Genomic DNA, 16,610 nt, shown 5'->3' with positions numbered 1-16,610 from the left:
CCCCTTTCCGTCAGCCCCGTCAGCGGTCGTCGCGGTACAACTGCTTTTTGTCGATGTAGCGCACCACGCCGTCCGGCACCAGATACCAGACCGGCTCCCCCTGGACGACGCGCGCCCGGCAGTCGGTCGACGAAATGGCCAGCGCGGGCACCTCGATCAAGGACACCGCGCCTTCGGGCAGCCCGGGGTCCGCGAGGACGTGGCCGGGCCGGGTGACGCCGATGAAGTGGGCGAGCGAGACCAGCTCCTTGGCGTCGTGCCAGGTCAGGATCTGGCCGAGCGCGTCGGCGCCGGTGATGAAGAACAGGTCCGCGTCCTGGTGCTGGGCACGCAGATCACGCAGGGTGTCGATGGTGTACGTCTTGCCGCCGCGGTCGATGTCGATGCGGCTGACGGAGAACTGCGGGTTCGAGGCGGTCGCGATGACCGTCATCAGATACCGGTCCTCGGCCGGGGACACCTTCTTGTGGCTCTTCTGCCACGGCTGCCCCGTCGGCACGAAGATGACCTCGTCGAGGTGGAACTGGCTGGCCACCTCGCTGGCGGCGACCAGGTGTCCGTGATGGATCGGGTCGAACGTGCCGCCCATCACTCCGAGTCGCCGCTTCACGGGCCCTGTGTGCTCTCCCATGCGTGCAGACCCTACTGGGCGGCGCGCCGTGCCGGGGGCCGGGTGCGGGGAAGGCTCAGCGGTCGCGGTTGAAACGCGTCGTGATCCAGAGCAGGAGAAGCAGGACAATCAGTGCGCCGCCGCCGGTCACGAGCGGGCTGAGGCTGGCGTGACCGCCACCCCCGTGCTCGCCTTCGGCGAGGGAGACCAGGGACTGTGCGGTGGAGTGCAGGCTCATTGTCGGGACCAATCCGGGCTGAGTCGGGTAGAGACGTCCGCCACATCGTAAGCATCAGTTCACCGCGGGCTCACGGCGACTCCGCGCACGGGCCCGCCGGGGCCCGGTCGTCAGTCCTTGTCGCCGTAGCCGCGCAGCAGGAACCAGCCCAGGAGGACCGCGCCCACGACGCCGACGATGATCACGGTGCGCAGCGCCCATCCGGGGCCGTCGGCTTTGGAGGTCTCCTGGACGGCGGCCGCGAGCAGCACGCTCGGATTCGTCATGACGGTGCGCTCCCTTTTGTACGGGCCTGTGCGGTCATCGGTGCGATCGCCAGCGTACGCCCGGGCATCCAATCGCCTGTCAGTGGCGTCCTCTAGTCTGAACACACGCAGTCGAACAGGGGGAGGCCCCAATGTCGGAGAGCCCAGGCGGCAGCGAAAACGTACCGAGCCGTGACCGCAGGCGTTTCCCCGGAATCTCCTCGCGGTCCTACGAGCACCCGGCGGACCGCTCGGCGCTGGTGGCGCTGCGCAAGCTGAGCGGGTTCGACACGGTCTTCAAGACGCTCAGCGGCTTGTTGCCGGAGCGCAGCCTGCGGCTGCTGTTCCTGTCGGACTCCGTCCGGGTCGGCGAGCAGCAGTTCGCCCACCTGAACGACATGCTGCGCGACGCCTGTTACATCCTGGACCTGGAGAAGGTCCCGCCGATGTACGTCAATCAGGACCCGCAGCCCAACGCCATGTGCATCGGCCTGGACGAGCCGATCATCGTGGTGACGACCGGCCTGGTCGAGCTCCTGGACGAGGAGGAGATGCGGGCGGTCATCGGCCATGAGGTGGGGCACGCCCTGTCCGGGCACGCCGTCTACCGCACGGTGCTGCTGTTCCTGACGAACCTCGCCCTGAAGGTCGCCTGGATCCCGCTGGGCAATGTCGCGATCATGGCGATCGTGACGGCGCTGCGCGAGTGGTTCCGCAAGTCGGAGCTGTCCGCTGACCGGGCCGGACTGCTGGTCGGGCAGGACCTGAAGGCTTCGATGCGCGGCCTGATGAAGCTGGCCGGCGGTAATCACCTGCACGAGATGAACGTGGACGCCTTCCTGGAGCAGGCGGAGGAATACGAGTCGGGCGGCGACCTGCGCGACTCCGTGCTGAAGATCCTCAACCTCCTGCCGCGCAGCCACCCGTTCACCACCGTGCGGGCGGCCGAGCTGAAGAAGTGGGCGGCCAGCCGCGACTACCAGCGGATCATGGACGGCCACTACCCGCGCCGGGACGGCGACAAGGACACCTCCGTCTCCGACTCGTTCAAGGAGTCGGCGAACCACTACGCCGACACGGTGCGCAACAGCAAGGACCCGCTCATGGGCCTGGTGCGCGACATCGCGGGCGGGGCGGGCGACCTGGGCGGCAAGCTGCGCGACACGGTCTTCCGCGGCGGTTCGCGGCCGGAGGGGTCCGGCGGCGAGGGCGGCGCTAACGGATCGGGTGGCTCGGGTCCGGCTGGGAAGTAGCCGCCAGCTTCCCGCACAGCGCGGCGTTGGTCCGGTTCTCGGAGTAGGGATCGGTGCTCGCCGGCCCGTCGTCGCCGGCCCGCTGTCCGGCGAGCAGCGGGCGCAGCGTGTCGGCCGGGTTCGAGGAGCAGGCCAGCGGTCCCGCTTGGAGGTTGCTCTGCAGCACCTCCAGGCGGTGGTCGCCGAGGTCGTCCCGGCCGAGGCGGAAGTGCACCTCCCGGCGGACGGTGAACAGCGAGGCGGCGCCCGGGGTGACCTTGCCGGTGCCCTGGTTCACGGCGCCGGTCCGCTGCGCGCCGTCGGTGGGCCGCACGGCGTAGACGAAGGTGTAGTCCGCGGTGATGGCCAGGGCGTCAGGGCTCAACTCCGTTGCCGAGAGCGTGCCGTTGACGCGGACTTCCGGGTCGGCGAGTTCGGTCGTCCGGGGGTCGAAGCGGACCAGCCAGCCGGTCGCCGCGTGGCGCCCGTCGTCGTCAGGACGCGCCAGGCTCCGGTCGAACTGGTCGAGTTGGCCGGTGTCGAGCAGCAGCCGGACCGGCCGTACGGAGCCTTGGGTGAGGGTGGCCGGATCCAGCGAGGAGCGGACGAGGTAGTCCTTGGCGATGGTCAGGGCGGCGACGATCTGGCCGTCGGAGAAGTGCGCGGTGCGTTCGACGACGGGCAGGTTGACGCCGGCGGCCCCGATCCGGAAATCGGCCGCCGGGCTGTGCGCGAAGAGGTCGTCGGGGGTGGCGCCCGGGACGGCCTGGCCGGGCGCGAGCGGCACGACGGAGGAGCGCAGCGGCTGCGCAAGGACAGCCTGCGGGGTTTTGTAGGGGTGGCGTACGCCCATGTAGACGGCGGTGCCGAAGGCGAGCACTATCAGCAGGACGAGCAGGAGTGCCTGCCGGGGGCCGCCGGCCCGCAGCAGCCAGCGGTGGCGGGGTTTGACGGCCGGCGCGTGATGCTCGCCCAGCCGCTCGTCAGCGGAGAACTCCTGCAGCCGGGCAGCACGCACAAACGATTCGTCGAAGACAACGGATCGGTATTCGTCCTCACCACCTCCCGGGGCGCCGTTGGGCGTCCCTTCGGGAGGGTCACCAGGCCCGCTCATACAACAAGGGTAGGTCTGCCGGGGCCGCCGTAAACGCGACGGTGGCGGCGACTTCACCGGACGCCCGTGCTCCGCTTACCGCCGGGCGTGGGGCGGCGGCGTCAGCGGGCCCGGGGAGCGGCGGAGGCCGACGGCCCCGGGGAGCCGGCGGACGCGGACGGCAGCAGGCCGGGGTGCCCGGGCCGGACGCCGTCGGGGCCGCCGGAGGAGGGCGCGTCCACCCCGCTGGAGGACGAGGACGGGGCGGGGCCCTGGCCGCGCCCGGAGGCGCCGCGGTAGACGGCGCTGAAGGCCAGAGCGACGAGCCCGATGCCCATCACCACGGCCAGCACCCAGGCCACCGGGCGGTGCCAGCGGGCACTGCCGCGGTAGGGGCGCAGCGCGCCGCCATAGGGACCGTAGGGGCTGTACGGCCCGTATGCGTCGTATTCGCCGTACGCGGCGTGATCGGTGCGGTCGCCGTAGGCGTCGACGTCGCCGGTTTCGGGGTCCCAGCCGTCCTGGCCGCGGCGGCGGCGCCGGCGGGTGCGCGGTCCGACCTCGCCCTCGGGCTCCTCCGCGCCGTCCGGGCCGAATCCGGCGCCCGAGCGGGCCTCGGCCTCGGCGCGCGCCTGCGCGGCGGCGAGCATCCGCTCGACCGCCGAGGGCTCATGGATCCGCGCGGCCCGGACGAACTCCTCGTCGAAGACCACGGAGGCGAACTCCTCGTCCGCTCTTCCGTGGCTCCCGTGGTGGTGCTCGTCGGGCTCTTCACCGTCCGGGAACGGCTTGCCCCCCACGTCGTCCGGCACCCGTCCAGATTAGCCCCGGCCCGTCACTTTGGGCAGGGAGAACGAGGAATCCGGGGGATGGTTCAGCGGGTGTGGCCGTCTCCCGTGACGATGTACTTGGTGGAGGTCAGCTCCGGCAGGCCCATGGGGCCGCGGGCGTGCAGCTTCTGCGTGGAGATGCCGATCTCGGCGCCGAAGCCGAACTGGCCGCCGTCGGTGAAGCGGGTGGAGGCGTTGACCGCGACGGTCGTGGAGTCCACCAACTGGGTGAAGCGGCGGGCGGCGGCCTGCGAGGTGGTGACGATGGCCTCGGTGTGGCCGGAGGTCCAGCGGCGGATGTGCGCCACGGCGGCGTCCAGGTCGGGCACGACGGCGGCCGCGATGTCGTACGAGAGGTATTCCGTCGCCCAGTCCTCGTCGGTGGCCGGGGCGACCAGGCCGGGGCCGGCCTGCTGCCAGGCCGCGTCGCCGTGCACGAGCACACCGGCCTGGGTCAGCGCCTCCAGGGCGCGCGGCAGGAACTTCTCGGCGATTCCCGCGTGCACCAGCACCGTCTCGGCGGCGTTGCAGACGCTGGGCCGCTGGGCCTTGGAGTTGATGAGGATGTCGAGGGCCATGTCGATGTCGGCGGCCTCGTCGACGTAGACGTGGCAGTTGCCGGTGCCGGTCTCGATCACCGGGACGGTGGACTCCTCGACGACCGTACGGATCAGGGAGGCGCCGCCGCGCGGGATGAGCACGTCGACCAGGCCGCGGGCGCGCATCAGCTCGCGCACCGACTCGCGGCTCTCGCCCGGTACGAGCTGCACCGCGTCGGCGGGCAGCCCGGCGCTCCCGACGGCGTCCCGCAGGACGTCCACGAGGGCGCTGTTGGAGGCGTACGCGGAGGAGGAGCCGCGCAGCAGCACGGCGTTGCCGGACTTCAGGCACAGGGCGGCGGCGTCGACCGTCACGTTGGGCCGGGCCTCGTAGATGATGCCGATGACGCCGAGCGGGACGCGGACCTGGCGCAGGTCGAGGCCGTTGGGCAGCGTCGAGCCACGCACCACCTCGCCCACCGGGTCGGGCAGCGCGACGACCTGGCGGACGTCCGCGGCGATCGCGGCGATCCGCTCCGGGGTGAGGGTGAGCCGGTCGACGATCGATTCGGCGGTGCCGGCCGCCCGCGCCTTGGCGGTGTCCTCGGCGTTCGCGGCGACGATCGCGTCGGTGCGGGCCACCAGGGCGTCGGCGATGGCGAGCAGCGCTCCGTCACGGACCGTGCGCGGCAGCGGCGCCAGAAGGGCGGCCGCCTCCTTCGCGCGGCGGGCGGTCTCAAGGACGGGCGAGGAGTGCGCTGTGCTGCTGGTCATGGCCGCAGCCTAACCGGGTGGCGGGCCGCGGCCATGCCGCATTTCACAGTGCGGGACGCTCGTCCCACGGCTGCGGGTGCCGTCGGGCCGGATCCTTGAGCGGCGACGCGCGCCGCCTCAGTAGGGATGCACGCCGACCGGTGACGCCGGTGGCGGGCCGTAGCCCTCCGCGATGCGCTGGTGGTAGGTCTCGCGGTCGATGACCTCCAGGCCGACGATCTCCCACGGCGGCAGGTTGGCCGTCGAGCGGTGTTCGCCCCACAGCCGCAGTGCGACGGCCGCGGCGTCGTGCAGGTCCCGCGCCTCCTCCCAGTAGCGGATCTCGGCGTGGTCGTTGGCGTAGCGGCTGGTCAGCAGGAAGGGATGGTCGTGAGCGAGCTGTTCGAGCGCCCGCCGGACCTCCTTCAGGGGAGCCTCGGCCCCCGAGACGCTGAGGGTGATGTGCCACAGCCGAGAGGCGTCCTGGCACTCGCCCCGCGGCGCCGGCCGCGCCGCGTCCCGCTCCGCCCGTTTCTCCTGACCCGGCCGGCCGGCGTCCTCACCGGTCCCGACACTGGTCAGGGTGCGCTCCGCCGTCCCTCGGGGCGGTGCCCCTGGGCGCCCTCGTCTCACCGGCGGCCTCCTGTGATGCGAATCGCTCCGCGCCCGGGGGTGCGGAGCCGATTGTGCGGTCGTACTTCGGCGTGCGCTCTCGCGCTGCGGGCGCCGTTCCCCTACGGCGCCCCGCAACAAAGTTGACCAGCCCGCGAGCCGTCGCGGGGCCGTTTTGACGAAGGTCTGCGTGGAAAGGCTGGTCTTCGCACCGCGGACCGGACCGCGTCTCCCCCGCGCCGCACGGTGTTTTCCCGCCACCGGGCCGTTCCGGCGCGCGCCGGACAGGGGCCGGACTCCTGGCCGCGCCCGGGTCCCGCTCAGTGGTGCAGCAGGACCAGGTCGTCGCGGTGGATGACCTCGCGCTCGTAGGCCGGGCCCAGTTCGCGCGCCAGATCCCGCGTCGAACGCCCTATCAAACGGGGGATTTCCCGGGCATCGAAGTTGACGACACCGCGGGCGACGGCCCGGCCGCCGCCGTCGCGCAGCTCCACCGGATCACCGGCGGAGAAGTCGCCCTCTACGGAGGCGATGCCGGCCGGCAGCAGGGAGGAGCGCCGCTCGACGACCGCCCGCACCGCGCCGTCGTCCAGGACGAGCGCGCCGCGCGGGGTGGAGGCGTGCGCGAGCCACAGCAGCCGGTCGGCGGAGCGCCGGCCGGTGCGCAGGAAGTGGGTGCCGGTCGGACCGCCGGCCAGCGCGTCGGCGGCGTGCACGGCGGAGGTCAGGACGACGGGGATGCCGGCCGCGGCGGCGATCCGGGCCGCCTCCACCTTGGTGACCATGCCGCCGGTGCCGACCCCGGCCTTGCCGGCGCTGCCGATGGAGATGCCCTCCAGGTCCTTGGGGCCGCTGACCTCCGCTATCCGGGAGGTGCCGGGGGTGGCCGGATCGCCGTCGTAGAGGCCGTCCACGTCGGAGAGCAGGACCAGCAGGTCGGCGCGGACGAGATGGGCGACCAGCGCGGCCAGGCGGTCGTTGTCGCCGAAGCGGATCTCGTCCGTGGCGACGGTGTCGTTCTCGTTCACGATCGGCACCGCGCCCATGGCCAGGAGCTGGTCCAGCGTGCGGTAGGCGTTGCGGTAGTGGGCCCGGCGGCTGGTGTCGTCGGAGGTCAGCAGGACCTGGCCGACGCGGCGGCCGTAGCGGGCGAAGGAGGCGGTGTAGCGGGCGACCAGCAGGCCCTGGCCGACGCTGGCGGCGGCCTGCTGCCTGGCCAGGTCGCGCGGGCGCTTCGCCAGCCCCAGCGGGGCGAGTCCGGCGGCGATCGCGCCGGAGGAGACCAGCACGATCTCCTTGTCCTGGTGCTTGGCCAGCACATCCACCAGCGCGTCGACGCGGTCCGCGTCCAGTCCCCCGGCGGCCGTGGTCAGTGAGGACGAACCGACCTTCACCACGATCCTGCGGGCCTGAGCCACGTCCTGCCTTGCGCCTGCCACCTGCGTACCCCTGTGTTCCGCTGCCGCACGGACAATCCGTACGGGCCCCTACGCCGCAATCTACGGCAGGCCGGCTTGCGCGCGCGCCGGGATATCGCCTGGCGGACGCCCCGCCGGACACCGCGCACCCGTCACCGCGCCGACCGGCGCGCGCCCCTCCGCCACGCGGCCCGGGCCTCCTGGGATTTTCTTAAGATGTCGCGGGCCGCCAAGAGGTTGCGTTCGATTGATCCGCTTTCGCGGTGATGAGAGCCACAGCAGATTGTCACCGAGGCCAACAAGGTCATACGGTCGGGTGTCCATCGGTCCCGTTTCGCCGCTCCGGCGGCGTCGCAGCGCGGGACCCGGCCGCCCCCCACGGCCTCCCCCCTGACCTTCTTGCTGCCAGGAGCCCTCCCCCGTGCCTTCCGCCGGAATCGCCCCCCGCCGAGTCGTACAGCTCGCGGCACTTCTCGCGATGATGGTCGCGTTCACCGCCCAGCTCGTCGGTGCGCTGCTGCCCGTCATCCCGCTGTTCATCGCCGCGTCCGTGGTCAACCTCGGCCTCGACCTGATCCTCCAGCACAAGCAGCCCGGCCTGCTCTCGGTGCTCGGCCGGATCCGGTTCGACGTCACCGTCCGCCAGTTGCTGCGCGACATGCTGATACTGGTCGGCCTGCTGCACATCGACGGCATCAACCCCCTGAACGAGCAGGCGCCGCTCACCATCACGCTGCTGCTCTTCTACGGCACGCACTTCGTGTGCCAGGCCGTCGCGGTGCTGGTCCGCAGGACCCGTTCCCTGCCGTTCGTGACGCGCAACATCGACGCGTCCGCGCTGCGCCTGTCGGACGCCCCGCCGCGCATCCTCTCCCGCCAGACCGGCCGGCGGCTGCTGCGCTTCTCGGTGCCGACCACCGCGGGCATGATGCTCACCGCGATCACCACCGACGCCGCCTGGGGCGGCATCGGCCTGGTCGTGTCCCTGCTCCTGTCCACCGGCGGCGCCGTGTACCTGGCCACCTGGCTGCTGCCCAAGAAGCGGGTCGTCGGCGAGCAGCGGGCACTGGAGTGGCTGGACGCCTGGCTGGCCGACTACCAGCCCACCGTCGGCATGTACTTCTCCGGCGGCGCCTCCTCCGCCTACCAGGCCAACATGTGGCTGGGGACCCTCGCCGGCCTGGACGGCAAGCCGATCATCGTGCTGCGCGAGCGCTTCATGGTGCAGAAGATCGAGGCCACCGACATCCCGATCATCTGCATCCCCAAGGTCGCCCACCTGATGCGGCTGGAGCACACCACGCTCAAGGTGCTGCTGCACCCGGCGAACTCCGGCAAGACCTCGCAGATCCTGCGCATCCCGTCCATCAAGCACGCCTTCACCAACCACGGTGAGAGCGACAAGCTGTCCTCCTGCAACCCCTACGCCAAGGCGTACGACGAGGTGTGGGTGGCCGGCCCCGCGGCCCGGGACCGCTACCAGCTCGCCGACATCGGCGTCGAGGACAAGGACGTCGTCGAGGTCGGCCGTCCCCAGCTCGCCCCGATCCGCCCGTACGAGGGCGCGCCCGTGGGCCACACCACCGTGCTGTACGCCCCGACCTGGGAGGGCTGGGACGGCAACCCGGGCAACACCTCGGTGATCCTGGCGGGCGAGAACATCGTCCGGGCGCTGCTCGCCGACGACAAGGTGCGGCTGCTGTACAAGCCGCACCCGATGACCGGTTCGGTCGACCCGCGCGCGGGCGCCGCCAACAGCCGCATCCAGGCCATGATCGCCGAGGCCAACGCCCTGCGCGGCGGCGCGATGCCCGGCCCCGAGGCCGCGGCCGAGCTTGTCACCCGTACCGAGGAGCTGGACCGGCTGACGACCTCGGCCTTCCGCAAGAGCGCCGACGAGCTGGAGCGGATGCGGCTGCAGGGCACCCCGGAGGAGGGCCGCGCCGCCGCCGTGGCGGCCGCCGTCACCGCGTGGGAGGAGGCGTACTGGAACTCCTTCCCCGAGTGGGAGCACCGCGTCATCACCACCGCCCGGCCCGGCATCTTCTCCTGCTTCAACGAGGCCGACGTGCTGATCAGCGACGTCTCCAGCGTCGTCTCGGACTACCTGACCAGCGAGAAGCCGTACGCGGTCGCCAACACCTCCGGCATGAGCGAGGACGACTTCCGGGCGAACTTCCCGACCGTCCGGGCGGCGACGATCCTCACGCCCGGGGCGGAGGAGGTGCCCGGCCTGCTCGACGCGGTCCGCAACCCGGAGAAGGACACCCTTGCGGCGGAGCGGGCCGAGCTCAAGGAGCACCTGCTGGGCCCCTCGGACCCGCCGTCGCCGGTCCGCTTCAACCAGGCCGCGCTCGACCTGGCCGCCAAGGCCGACGAACGCCGCCTCCGGATGGAGACCCGCCTGGCCGGCATCCCCGGGCAGCGCTCGCAGGAGGGCATGGACGCCGACGAGAGCGCCGAACGGGAGTCCGACGGCGCATCGGACGCCCCGGCCGCCGTCTAGGCCGCAGACGGGCGCCCACGGCTTCGGCCGCGCGGCGCACCGAGACGGGGAAGGCCCCCGGGAGGAGATCCTCCCGGGGGCCTTCCCCGTCAACCGGTGCGGGGTGACCGGCCGTCCTGGCCGGGCCGCCCCTAGAAGGGCTTGAAGCCCTCGTACTCCTCGTCCGCCTCGTCCCGCTCCGCGTCGCGGTCCCGGCGGCGCTGGGCGGCCGGACGGGGCGCCTCCAGACGGTGGTCCTCGCCACGCCGGCCCAGCATCTCCGCGCCGGCCGCCATCGTGGGCTCCCAGTCGAAGACCACGGCGTTGTCCTCGGGGCCGATCGCCACGCCGTCCATGGCGCGGGCGCCCGCCTTCATCAGCGCGGCCTCGACGCCGAGGCGGCTGAGGCGGTCCGCCAGGTAGCCGACGGCCTCGTCGTTGCTGAAGTCGGTCTGGCGGACCCAGCGCTCGGGCTTCTCGCCGCGCACGCGGTAGAAGTGGTCGCCCTCCTCCGTGACCGTGAAGCCCGCGTCGTCCACGGCCTTCGGACGGATCACGATGCGGGTGGCCTCCTGCACGGGCTTGGCGGCGCGCGCCTTGGCGACGATGTCCGCGAGCGCGAAGGACAGCTCCTTCAGGCCCAGGTGCGCGACGGCGGAGACCTCGAAGACGCGGTAGCCGCGCGCTTCCAGGTCGGGGCGGATCATCTCGGCGAGGTCCTTGCCGTCCGGGATGTCGACCTTGTTCAGGACGACGACCCGCGGCCGGTTGTCCAAGCCGCCGTACTGGGCGAGCTCCGCCTCGATGACGTCCAGGTCGGAGACCGGGTCACGGTCGGACTCCAGCGTGGCGGTGTCCAGGACGTGGACGAGCACCTCGCAGCGCTCGACGTGCCGCAGGAACTCCAGGCCCAGGCCCTTGCCCTGGCTGGCGCCCGGGATCAGGCCCGGTACGTCGGCGACGGTGTAGACGGTCGAACCGGCCGTCACCACGCCCAGGTTGGGCACCAGGGTCGTGAAGGGGTAGTCGGCGATCTTCGGCTTGGCCGCGGAGAGCACGGAGATCAGCGACGACTTTCCGGCGCTGGGGTAGCCGACCAGCGCGACGTCCGCGACGGTCTTGAGCTCCAGCACGATGTCGCGGGCCTCACCGGGCTCGCCGAGCAGCGCGAAGCCGGGGGCCTTGCGGCGGGCCGAGGACAGCGCGGCGTTGCCGAGGCCGCCGCGGCCGCCCTGGCCGGCGATGAAGGTGGTTCCCTGGCCGACCATGTCGGCCAGTACCTCGCCGTTGCGGTCGAAGACGACCGTGCCGTCGGGCACCGGCAGGACCAGGTCGTTGCCGTTCTTGCCCTCGCGGTTGTCGCCCGCGCCCGGCTGGCCGTTGGTGGCCCTGCGGTGGGGGTGGTGGTGGTAGTCGATGAGCGTGGTGACGTCCTGGTCGACGACCAGGATCACATCGCCGCCACGGCCGCCGTTGCCGCCGTCCGGGCCCCCGAGGGGCTTGAACTTCTCCCGGTGAACGGAGGCGCAGCCGTGGCCTCCGCTACCCGCGGCGACGTGCAGCTCGACGCGGTCCACGAAGGTGGTCATGGTGGGTCCTCCAGTAACTGCGGGAATGTCTCTGTACTAACACGCCAAGGGCGGACCGGCCTTCCCGCTCTCGCGAGAAAGGCGGTCCGCCCCTGGAGTGGTGCTGCCTACGTCCGTGCCGTGATTACTCGGCGACCGGGACGATGTTCACAACCTTGCGACCACGGTGGGTGCCGAACTGCACGGCGCCCGCGGCCAGGGCGAACAGGGTGTCGTCGCCGCCGCGGCCGACGCCCGTGCCCGGGTGGAAGTGGGTGCCGCGCTGGCGGACCAGGATCTCACCGGCGTTGACGGCCTGACCGCCGAAGCGCTTCACGCCGAGCCGCTGAGCATTGGAGTCGCGACCGTTCCGAGTGGACGATGCGCCCTTCTTGTGTGCCATGTCTCCTCAGTCCCTTACTTCGCCGGAGCGTCGATGCCGGTGATCTTCAGCGCCGTGTGGAGCTGGCGGTGGCCGATCCGCTTCTTGTAACCGGTCTTGTTCTTGTACTTCTGGATCCGGATCTTGTCGCCCTTGTGGTGGTCGACGACCTCGGTCTGGACCTTCACGCCGGCCAGGACCCACGGGTCGCTGGTGACCGAGTCGCCGTCAACGACCAGCAGCGTCGAGAGCTCGACGGTGTCGCCGACCTTGCTGGTGGAAATGCGGTCAACCTCGATGACGTCGCCGACAGCAACCTTCTGCTGGCGCCCGCCGGTGCGCACGATCGCGTACACGCGGAACTCTCTTTCGCTAGGAACGGATCCTCTGATGCCAGCCGCTCACACGGGTTGGGAAACGCCCGTGGAATCCGAGTGGACGAGCGGCCTCTCTCGGCGGACCGAGAGGTGTTTGCTCAGGGGTTTGGTGTCACAGACACCGACGGTCAAGGTTACGGGGCCTTGACCAGGGGGTCAAACCGGCCCCGGACCGCTGACGGCCCGGGGCACGGCTTGTGGTGCCGGGTGGTGCTCAGTCCTCCGCGGAGGCCGACACCGAAGAGACCGAAGACACAGCCTGCTGCTCGGCGGCGGCGGTCTTCTTGGCCGTCGCCTTCTTCGTCGTCTTGGCGGCGGTCTTCGTGGCGGTCTTCTTCGTCACGGCCTTCTTGGCGGTGGTCTTCTTCGCCGCCGTCTTCTTGGCCGTCGTCGTCTTCGCGGCGGTCTTCTTGGCCGCCGCCTTACGGGTCGTGGCCTTCTTCGCCGTCTTCTTCGCCGGCGCCGCCTCCGCACCCTCGGGCTCGCCGGCTTCGGCGGCCTCGGGCTCGGCTGCCTCGACGGGCTCCGCGACTGCCTCGGCGGCCGGCTCGATGACGGGCTCCGTCACCGGCGCCGGGACCACCACGGTCGCCTCGGCGGCGGCATCGGAGACCTGCGGCGAGCCCGCCGGAGCGGTCGCCTTACGGGTCGCCCGGCGGCGCGGACGGGCCGGCGCGGGCTCCGCGGCCGGCGCCTCGGCGACCGGCTGCGCGGCGGGCTCCGGCTCGGCGACGGGCGCCGGCACGGGCTCGCTCGGCACCACGATGGCGGCGGCCTCGGCGGCGGCCTTGGGGGCGCCCGCCGGGGCGGACACCTTCCGGCTCACCCGGCGGCGGCCACGGCCGCGGCCTGCGGCGGCCTCGGCCTCCGCGGGGCTGCTGAACCACTCGTCGGCGTCCGCCACCGCGGGCTGCAGCTCGGCCTCCGTCACCGGAGCGGGCTCCAGCTCCGGCGCGGCTTCCTCCGCCGTGACCTCTGCCTCGTGGACGTGCTCGACCTCGGGCTGCGCGCCGTTGCCGGCCTTGCCCTTCTTCTTGCGCTTGCCGCCACCGCCGACCGAGGTCGGCTGGTCCATGTGGACGATGACGCCGCGGCCGTTGCAGTGCACACACGGCTCGGAGAAGGACTCCAGCAGACCCTGGCCGACCCGCTTCCGCGTCATCTGCACCAGGCCCAGCGAGGTGACCTCGGCCACCTGGTGCTTCGTACGGTCGCGGCCCAGGCACTCCAGCATCCGCCGCAGCACCAGGTCCCGGTTGGACTCCAGCACCATGTCGATGAAGTCGATGACGACGATGCCGCCGAGGTCGCGCAGCCGGAGCTGGCGCACGATCTCCTCGGCCGCCTCCAGGTTGTTCCTGGTGACGGTCTCCTCGAGATTGCCGCCCTGACCGGTGAACTTCCCGGTGTTGACGTCGATCACGATCATCGCTTCGGTCTTGTCGATCACCAGCGAACCGCCGCTGGGCAGCCAGACCTTGCGGTCCAGCGCCTTCATGAGCTGCTCGTCGATGCGGTACGTCGCGAAGACGTCGACGTCCGAAGTCCACTTCTGCAGACGGTCGGTGAGGTCCGGCGCGACGTGCGCGACATAGCCGTGGATGGTCTCCCAGGCGTCGTCACCGCTGACGATGACCTTGGAGAAGTCCTCGTTGAAGATGTCTCGGACGACCCGGACGGTCATGTCCGGCTCGCCGTAGAGCAGCGTCGGCGCGTTCGAGCTGCCGCCGCTCTTGGCCTTCTTCTGGATCTCTTCCCACTGCCCCTGGAGCCGCAGGACGTCACGCGCCAGCTCGTCCTCGCTCGCGCCCTCCGCGGCGGTACGCACGATGACGCCCGCGTCCTCGGGGACGATCTTCTTGAGGATCTGCTTCAGACGCGCCCGCTCGGTGTCCGGGAGCTTGCGGCTGATACCCGTCATCGAGCCCTCGGGCACGTAGACGAGGTAGCGGCCGGGGAGCGAGACCTGGCTGGTGAGCCGGGCGCCCTTGTGGCCGATCGGGTCCTTGGTGACCTGCACCAGCACGGACTGGCCGGACTTCAGCGCGGTCTCGATGCGCCGGGGGCCGTTGGCCATGCCCAGCGCCTCGAAGTTGACCTCACCGGCGTACAGGACGGCGTTGCGGCCCTTGCCGATGTCGACGAAGGCGGCCTCCATCGACGGCAGGACGTTCTGCACCTTGCCGAGGTAGACGTTGCCGACGTACGACGTCGCCTGCTCCTTGTTGACGTAGTGCTCCACGAGCACGTTGTCCTCAAGGACGCCGATCTGGGTGCGCTCCCCGCTCTGGCGCACGACCATCACCCGGTCGACGGCCTCGCGGCGCGCGAGGAACTCCGCCTCGGTGATGATCGGCACCCGACGGCGGCCCTGCTCACGGCCCTCGCGGCGACGCTGCTTCTTCGCCTCCAGGCGCGTCGAGCCCTTGATCGACTGGACCTCGTCGGCGCTGGTGCTCTCGTCCTTCTTGCGGGGCTCGCGGACCTTGACGACCGTGCGCTCGGGGTCGTCGCCGTTGTTCGCCTCGGCCTCGCCCGCGTCACCGCTGCGACGGCGGCGGCGACGGCGCCGGCGGCTGCTGCTGGAGCCGCCGCCCTGCTCGTCGGCCTCGGCGTCCTGGTCCTGGTCGGCGGCCCGCTCGTCGGCCTCTTCGGCCTCCTCGGCCTCGGTGTCCGCCTCGGCGGCGGCCCGCGTCCCGGCGCCCCGGCCCTCGGCGGGCTGCTCGTCGGCGTCGGCGGACTCACCGCGCCGGCGGCGACGGCCACCACGGCGGCGACGGCGCGAGGGACGGTCACCGGACTCGTCCTCGCCCGGCCCGTACTCGCCCTGCTCGGTCTCTTCCTCGGCCTCGGCCGGCTCCTCGGCCTCCGCCTCCTCGGCGGGCACGGCGACCGGCTCCGGCTCGGCCTGCGCACCGCGACGACGACGGCGGCGCGGGGCGGCGGGCTGCTCCTCGGGGAGCTGCTCGGCCTCGGCCTCGGCCTCGGGCTCCTCCTCGGTCTGGAGGGCCGCGGCGGCGGCAGCGGCCGCGCTCTCGGGGGTCTGGAACATCGGCTCGGTGAAGACCGGCGCCTGGAAGACGGCGGTCGGCGGGCGCTGCGCCCGGCGGCGGCCGCGCACCGGCGCCTCCGGTGCGGGCTCCTCCTCGGCGCGGGCCTGCTCGGCGGCGCGGGGCTGCTCGGCGGCCGGCTCCGCGACCCGCTCGCCACGGCGGCGGGTACGGCGCTTGGGGGCCTCGGCCTCGACGGCGGGGGCCTCCGCAGGCTCCTCTGCGGGGGCGGCTGCCGGAGCCGGAGCGGCTTCCTCGGCGGCCTGCGGCGCACCGGCGGGAGCGGTGGTCTTGCGGGTGGCGCGACGGCGGGAACGAGTCGGCCTGGCGTCTTCCGCGGGCGCCTCGGCGACCGTGTCGGCGGCGGTCGGAGCGGCGCTCTCGGCCGGCGCGGCGGCGGTCTCGACGACCACGGCGGCGCTCTCCTCGACGGCGCTCTGCGGAGCGCCGGCCGGGGCGGTGACCTTACGGGTGGCGCGGCGGCGGCTGCGGGCGGGCCGTGCGTCGTCCTCCGTGGCGGCGGCCGGAGCGGCCTGCTCGACGGGCTCGGCGCTCGGCTCGGGCGCCTCGGCGGCAGCGGGCGTCTCCATGGGGGCGGTGTCGGTCTGCGGGGACCCGGCCGGGGCGGTGACCTTGCGGGTCGCGCGGCGGCGGGTGCGGCCACGCGGGGCCTCGTCCTCCGCCTGCGGGGCCTCGGCGGCGGCCTGGGGGGCGGCGGCCGGAGCGGCTGCCACGGCCTCGGCCGGCTCGGCGGCGTCGGTCTGCGGCGAACCGGCCGGTGCGGTGACCTTGCGGGTCGCGCGCCGGCGGGTGCGGGCGGGCTTGGCGTCGTCGCCGGTGGTGACCGCCGTGGCGGTGCTGTCCTCGGCGGCGGCCGGCTGCGGCGTGGACGCGGCGGGCTCGGCGGTCACCACGGCGGGCGCCGCGTCGCCGGCCACCGGCGGGCCGGCCGGCCGGGAAGCCGCTCGGCGCCTGCGGCGCGGCGGCAGGGTGTCGCCGGGTGAGTTGTTGTCGTCGGCACCACGATCCGTGGAGCGCGTGGATTCGGTGGGCTCAATTGGTTCGAGCATGCGGGCGGTTCTCCCGTCACGCTCCCGGGCGCCGGGCCTGCTTCCGGTCGCGGTCCGCGTGATGTGCGCGGTTCCGCTGTCCGGGGCCTGGGCGCCGCACGGGAGCTG

14 protein-coding genes are annotated in these 16,610 nt (G+C 72.6%); 2 read left to right on the top strand and 12 right to left on the bottom strand.

The features are described 5' to 3' along the window. Nucleotides 1–19: 19 nt before the first annotated feature. From nadD to ACZ45Z_RS05745, 3 genes are all read right to left on the bottom strand, one after another. Nucleotides 20–631, bottom strand: coding sequence for a nicotinate-nucleotide adenylyltransferase (gene nadD / locus ACZ45Z_RS05755; RefSeq protein ID WP_468356620.1), 612 nt, complete (start codon nt 629–631; stop codon nt 20–22). 55 nt (nt 632–686) lie between these two features. Beyond that, complete coding sequence (locus tag ACZ45Z_RS05750; protein WP_468356617.1) at nt 687–848, bottom strand: hypothetical protein; 162 nt, start codon at nt 846–848, stop codon at nt 687–689. Nucleotides 849–958: 110 nt separating this feature from the next. Continuing rightward, nucleotides 959–1,114 (bottom strand): hypothetical protein, encoded by a 156-nt coding sequence (locus ACZ45Z_RS05745; protein ID WP_468356614.1) that lies wholly within the window; start codon nt 1,112–1,114, stop codon nt 959–961. Nucleotides 1,115–1,245: 131 nt separating this feature from the next. Between ACZ45Z_RS05745 and ACZ45Z_RS05740 the strand changes: the two genes are divergently transcribed. Beyond that, a complete protein-coding gene (locus ACZ45Z_RS05740; protein ID WP_468356611.1) occupies nt 1,246–2,346 on the top strand; it encodes a M48 family metallopeptidase in 1,101 nt (366 codons plus the stop codon). Here ACZ45Z_RS05740 and ACZ45Z_RS05735 read toward each other — a convergent pair. The 5 genes from ACZ45Z_RS05735 to proB form a co-directional block, all read right to left on the bottom strand. Continuing rightward, on the bottom strand, nt 2,309–3,439 hold the full coding sequence (locus tag ACZ45Z_RS05735; RefSeq protein WP_468356608.1) for an SCO2583 family membrane protein: 1,131 nt from the start codon (nt 3,437–3,439) through the stop codon (nt 2,309–2,311). The genes ACZ45Z_RS05740 and ACZ45Z_RS05735 overlap by 38 nt on opposite strands. Nucleotides 3,440–3,540: 101 nt before the next feature. Beyond that, the gene (locus ACZ45Z_RS05730) at nt 3,541–4,230 is read right to left on the bottom strand and encodes an SCO2584 family spore wall biosynthesis protein (protein WP_468356605.1); all 690 of its coding nucleotides are present in this window, start codon (nt 4,228–4,230) and stop codon (nt 3,541–3,543) included. Nucleotides 4,231–4,292: 62 nt separating this feature from the next. Beyond that, on the bottom strand, nt 4,293–5,561 hold the full coding sequence (locus ACZ45Z_RS05725) for a glutamate-5-semialdehyde dehydrogenase (RefSeq protein WP_468356602.1): 1,269 nt from the start codon (nt 5,559–5,561) through the stop codon (nt 4,293–4,295). A 117-nt stretch (nt 5,562–5,678) separates the two neighbouring features. Beyond that, nucleotides 5,679–6,173 carry a hypothetical protein gene (locus ACZ45Z_RS05720; protein WP_468356598.1) on the bottom strand — a complete coding sequence of 165 codons (495 nt, stop codon included), beginning with the start codon at nt 6,171–6,173 and terminating at the stop codon, nt 5,679–5,681. A 299-nt stretch (nt 6,174–6,472) separates the two neighbouring features. Then, on the bottom strand, nt 6,473–7,591 hold the full coding sequence (gene proB / locus ACZ45Z_RS05715) for a glutamate 5-kinase (RefSeq protein ID WP_468356595.1): 1,119 nt from the start codon (nt 7,589–7,591) through the stop codon (nt 6,473–6,475). Nucleotides 7,592–7,991: 400 nt separating this feature from the next. Here proB and ACZ45Z_RS05710 point away from each other — a divergent pair, with 400 nt between their 5' ends. After that, nucleotides 7,992–10,076 (top strand): hypothetical protein, encoded by a 2,085-nt coding sequence (locus ACZ45Z_RS05710; protein WP_468356592.1) that lies wholly within the window; start codon nt 7,992–7,994, stop codon nt 10,074–10,076. Between the two features lie 131 nt (nt 10,077–10,207). Here the strand turns inward: ACZ45Z_RS05710 and obgE are convergent, their stop codons facing one another. The 4 genes from obgE to ACZ45Z_RS05690 all read right to left on the bottom strand — a co-directional run bounded on the left by obgE (nt 10,208) and on the right by ACZ45Z_RS05690 (nt 16,502). After that, nucleotides 10,208–11,644 (bottom strand): GTPase ObgE, encoded by a 1,437-nt coding sequence (obgE, locus tag ACZ45Z_RS05705; protein ID WP_468356589.1) that lies wholly within the window; start codon nt 11,642–11,644, stop codon nt 10,208–10,210. 124 nt (nt 11,645–11,768) lie between these two features. Further along, entirely contained in the window at nt 11,769–12,026 is a 258-nt protein-coding gene (rpmA, locus tag ACZ45Z_RS05700) for a 50S ribosomal protein L27 (RefSeq protein ID WP_009717948.1), read from the bottom strand. Between the two features lie 14 nt (nt 12,027–12,040). After that, nucleotides 12,041–12,361, bottom strand: a complete 321-nt coding sequence (gene rplU / locus ACZ45Z_RS05695) for a 50S ribosomal protein L21 (protein WP_052855736.1) — start codon at nt 12,359–12,361, stop codon at nt 12,041–12,043. Nucleotides 12,362–12,596: 235 nt separating this feature from the next. Next, nucleotides 12,597–16,502 carry an Rne/Rng family ribonuclease gene (locus ACZ45Z_RS05690; RefSeq protein ID WP_468356584.1) on the bottom strand — a complete coding sequence of 1,302 codons (3,906 nt, stop codon included), beginning with the start codon at nt 16,500–16,502 and terminating at the stop codon, nt 12,597–12,599. Nucleotides 16,503–16,610 lie beyond the last annotated feature (108 nt).

The sequence above is a fragment of the Streptomyces sp. NPDC031210 genome, from assembly GCF_055570395.1.
This window is presented reverse-complemented; position numbering and strand designations above follow the sequence as displayed.

Excerpts from the sequence above, each read along its gene's own strand:
- nadD (WP_468356620.1), bottom strand. The coding sequence starts at position 631 with ATGGGAGAGCACACAGGGCCCGTGAAGCGGCGACTCGGAGTGATGGGC.
- ACZ45Z_RS05750 (WP_468356617.1), bottom strand. The coding sequence starts at position 848 with ATGAGCCTGCACTCCACCGCACAGTCCCTGGTCTCCCTCGCCGAAGGC.
- ACZ45Z_RS05745 (WP_468356614.1), bottom strand. The coding sequence starts at position 1,114 with ATGACGAATCCGAGCGTGCTGCTCGCGGCCGCCGTCCAGGAGACCTCC.
- ACZ45Z_RS05740 (WP_468356611.1), top strand. The coding sequence starts at position 1,246 with ATGTCGGAGAGCCCAGGCGGCAGCGAAAACGTACCGAGCCGTGACCGC.
- ACZ45Z_RS05735 (WP_468356608.1), bottom strand. The coding sequence starts at position 3,439 with ATGAGCGGGCCTGGTGACCCTCCCGAAGGGACGCCCAACGGCGCCCCG.
- ACZ45Z_RS05725 (WP_468356602.1), bottom strand. The coding sequence starts at position 5,561 with ATGACCAGCAGCACAGCGCACTCCTCGCCCGTCCTTGAGACCGCCCGC.
- obgE (WP_468356589.1), bottom strand. The coding sequence starts at position 11,644 with ATGACCACCTTCGTGGACCGCGTCGAGCTGCACGTCGCCGCGGGTAGC.
- rpmA (WP_009717948.1), bottom strand. The coding sequence starts at position 12,026 with ATGGCACACAAGAAGGGCGCATCGTCCACTCGGAACGGTCGCGACTCC.
- ACZ45Z_RS05690 (WP_468356584.1), bottom strand. The coding sequence starts at position 16,502 with ATGCTCGAACCAATTGAGCCCACCGAATCCACGCGCTCCACGGATCGT.